1 protein-coding gene and 1 pseudogene (1 of these 2 cut by a window edge) are annotated in these 2,253 nt (G+C 63.9%); one reads left to right on the plus strand and one right to left on the minus strand.

Annotated elements, in window-relative coordinates:
* Window positions 1-1,780, plus strand: the 3' portion of a protein-coding gene (locus tag NKI17_RS23125; RefSeq protein ID WP_352568300.1) for a M23 family metallopeptidase. The gene continues 179 nt to the left of window position 1, outside the view; only the last 1,780 of its 1,959 coding nucleotides appear in the window; the start codon falls outside the window, past its left edge; the stop codon is at window positions 1,778-1,780.
* Window positions 1,781-1,797: 17 nt separating this feature from the next.
* Here the strand turns inward: NKI17_RS23125 and NKI17_RS23130 are convergent.
* Window positions 1,798-2,253: pseudogene (locus tag NKI17_RS23130) on the minus strand (MFS transporter); the annotation flags it as partial.

Here is a 2,253-nt window from a genome sequence, read left to right on the forward strand (position 1 = left end):
CCGCCAGCAGTTGGCGACGCCACCCGAGATCGCCGAACTGATCAGCCTTGCCAGTGGCGACGATTCCGGTGAGATCGCCAAGACGACACGGCTGGTCGCGCTGCGCCAGATCGCCAAAGCCAAGGATCGCCGGCGCATGGAAGTGTCGATGGTGACCAAGGTTGGCGACCGCGATGTCATCCACACCATGCCTTTCGTGCAGATCAAGATGGCGCTTGCCGCCGGTCACACGACCAGCCGGGCCTATCCGCCTTTCGACCCGATGCAGGTGTTTGGCAATGGCGACGACAATGCCGCCCAGCCGGCAGCCGCCGCCGCCAGCCAGATCTATGGCGCCAAGGTCGAAAGCGAGATGAGCTTGAAGACCGTCGATTTCCCGATCGAGACGGCGGCCTTCGACGAAAAGAGCGACCTTTCTGCCGACGAGGTGGAAAAGGTCGTGCGCCAGGCCGGCACCGATCTGAGCGACGGCGCTGTCCAGGTCGCTTCGCTGCATTATGTCGACCCACAGCGATTCGGTGACGGCTTCGCCGAAAGCATGGCTGGCTCCTATGACGTCAAGATCGTCCCGGAAAACGTCTCGGTGTCGCCGCGCGCCGCCATCGACGACCAGGCGCCGGCTTTCGCCGAGGAAATCATCCCCTTCACCAAGGATCTCGACATTGCCGAGGCCTTCGCTGATTCGGGCTATACCGGCGAGGATGCCACCGGAATGGCCGAGGCGATCGCCAAATTGCTGAATGCCACGGCCCTCAAGGCAGGAACCGTGCTGCGCGTTGGGCTCGAGGTCCATGGCGACGCCGCCAAGATCGTTCGCACCAGCGTGTACGACAGGACCCAGCACATCGTCACCATCGCGCTCGACGACCACGACCAGTACGTGCCGGCGCAGGAGCCGGAGCCAAATCCCGAATTGCTGACGGCGTTCGACGATTCGCCTGCGCCCATAGTGCGCGGCAATCTGCCGAACGTCTATGACGGCATCTACCGCACCGCCTATTCCTACGGCATGTCGAAGGCGATGACGCAGCGGCTGATCAAGTTGCTGGCATCCGGTGTCGACTTCCAGTCGCGCCTCAATCCCACGGATCGTATCGAGGTGCTGTTCTCGCAGCCCGATGGCGACGACCAGGCGTCTGACGAATCCGAGCTGCTTTACGTCTCCGCGACTTTCGGCGGCACGACGCGAAATTTCTACCGTTTCCAGATGCAGGACGGCAGCACCGACTATTTCGACGAAAACGGCAGCAGCGCCGAGCAGTTTCTGCTGCGCAATCCCTTGCCCAATGGCCGGTTTACGTCCGGGTTCGGTGCCAGGCGCCACCCCATTTTGGGGTATGTGAAAATGCATACCGGCACCGACTGGGCGGCTCCCGTGGGGTCGCCGATCATTGCCGCGGGCAACGGCGTCGTCGAAAAGGCCGGCTGGGCCGGCGGCTATGGCAAGCAGATCATCTTGCGTCACGCCAATGGCTACGAGACGTCCTACAATCACCAGAGCGCCTTTGCCAAAGGCATCGAGCCGGGTGTTCGCGTTCGCCAGGGTCAGGTTATCGGCTATCTCGGCTCAACCGGCCTCTCCACCGGTCCGCATCTTCATTACGAACTGATCGTCAACGGCACAAAGGTCGATTCGATGCGCGTCCGCCTACCGGTCGGTAAGACGCTGAAGGGCGACGACCTCGTCGCCTTCAAGCGCGAGCGCGAACGCATCGACGACCTGCTCAAGCAGGAAGACAGCAATCAGTTGAAGGTCGCGAGCGCCAAGATCGAAGGCTGAGCCGACGTTTTTCGTCGTCAGCCCTGCTGATTCGCCGTGTCGCGCGCCCATGGCAGCCGCTCGCCGGAAACCGTCGTCCACGCGGTGATTGCCGAAAACAGGCAAAGCAGCGCGGTCACCGCGGCAACGGCGGCGAATGCCGCGTCGCTGGCGGCAAGTCGTGCCGTATCGAGGCCGGGCGCCAGGCCGGCTGGCGGCGGTTCGCCGAAACCCGGAATGCCGGAGCCGGCAGCGGTGCCGAGCACGCCAGCATAGACCCAGGCCGCCAGCGATCCCATCGCCGCCACGGCAATCAGGCCGCCGATGCGCGAGACGGCGTTGTTGATGCCCGAGGCCGCACCCGTATCCTTGTCCTCGACCCCCGGCATGACGGCGGGGGGCAGCCGCGAAAACCCCCCCGCCCAGCCGCACCCCAACACACGCCGCACCCGGGAATACCCCCACCAGAAAATTTTGCTGCCCCCATAGGCCAC

The sequence above is a fragment of the Mesorhizobium sp. M0816 genome (genome assembly GCF_040320005.1).
In the GTDB taxonomy this organism is placed as follows: domain Bacteria; phylum Pseudomonadota; class Alphaproteobacteria; order Rhizobiales; family Rhizobiaceae; genus Mesorhizobium.